This window comes from Serratia sp. OS31, assembly GCF_014164835.1.
Classification (GTDB): domain Bacteria; phylum Pseudomonadota; class Gammaproteobacteria; order Enterobacterales; family Enterobacteriaceae; genus Serratia; species Serratia liquefaciens_A.
Genome location: NZ_JACJFQ010000091.1, coordinates 1 through 1,415, shown reverse-complemented (window position 1 = coordinate 1,415; position 1,415 = coordinate 1). Strand labels below are relative to the sequence as shown.

Here is a 1,415-nt window from a genome sequence, read left to right as displayed (position 1 = left end):
TAATGCCGATCGTTTAAGGATCGGTTGAACGATCCGGTGGTTGCTGTAAAAAGGGTTCCAGGACATGACTGGAACCCTTTTTTATGCACCTTTCTCAGGCTCTTGGCATTATCAACATTACCGCCCCTGAACAGGTTCAGACGCTGGCGGATCTGTTGCCTCCTGACCTCATTCAACACGCTTTCTCTCTGACTGATACCGTCACACTCAGAAAACGTAAACTCCCCCTTGAATCCATGGTTTGGCTGGTCATTGGCATGGCGATCTATAACAACCGTCCCCTGTCGCAAATCGTGAATCTGATGGACATTGTTGACCGAACAGGTCGCCCGTTTACCGCTCCCAGCTCCGTAATCCAGCGGCGTAAAACACTCGGTGAAGACCCCATTAAGGTCTTGTTTAAACTGACCGCAGACTACTGGCATCAGGAGGCACGTCATCCCTTGTGGCACGGCTTGAAGTTGCTGGGCGTCGACGGCGTAGTCTGGCGAACACCGGACACGCCAGAAAATGAAGCCGCCTTCGGTAAAAGCCGGACTCAACACGGTGATGCAACCTACCCTCAGGTGCAGATGGTGTGCCAGATGGAGCTCAGCAGTCATCTGCTGGTTGCCAGTGAGTTCGACCGCTACGAAACGAATGAGATGCACCTGGCCGCCCGGCTGACAAAGGGCACACCGGACAACAGTATTACCTTGTTCGATAAGGGATTTTACTCACTGGGCCTGCTTCACCACTGGCAGAACAGCGGGGAAAATCGTCACTGGCTGCTACCACTGAAGAAAAACACGCAATATGAGGAGATACGAAAGCTGGGTCGTCAGGACAGGCTGGTGAAGCTGAAAACAAGCCCACAGTCGCGTAAACAATGGGATGGATTACCCGAAGAGGTGATAGCACGGCTAATCGTGCGAACGATAAAGGGCAAGGAGCGGGAGGTGCTGACATCGCTGACAGACACGATGCGTTATCCGGCGGCAGATGTGAGCGAGCTTTATCAGCATCGTTGGGAAATAGAGCTGGGTTACCGGGAAGTGAAACAGGAGCTGCTGGGCAACCGGTGGACGTTGAGAAGCAAACTGCCAGAGATGGTCAGGCAGGAGCTATGGGGAGTGCTGCTGACCTATAATCTGGTGCGATATCAAATGGTAAAAATGGCGTTCCATCTGAAGGGGGATTATCTGCCCTACCAATTAAGCTTCAGCGGAACAATAAGTGAAATCTTGAGGTTACTGATAGGGTTACCGTTATGTTCACCGGGCGCGGTACCTGGGCATCTGAAGTATTTTTATGAGGTTGCAGGGAGTTTGGTGCTACCAGGTCGAAGGGAGCGCAGGTATCCCCGGGAACTGAAATCATTGAAACGAAAATATCCTATAAAAAACAATGCCGGTCACCTTAAGTGACCGGCATTA

At 51.7% G+C, this 1,415-nt stretch carries 1 protein-coding gene; it reads left to right on the top strand.

Annotation, left to right across the window (positions count from 1 at the left end):
* The first annotated feature begins 83 nt into the window (after positions 1 to 83).
* Positions 84 to 1,406: an IS4 family transposase gene (locus H5P17_RS26420; protein ID WP_182825915.1), complete on the top strand. Its 1,323-nt coding sequence runs from the start codon at positions 84 to 86 to the stop codon at positions 1,404 to 1,406.
* Positions 1,407 to 1,415 lie beyond the last annotated feature (9 nt).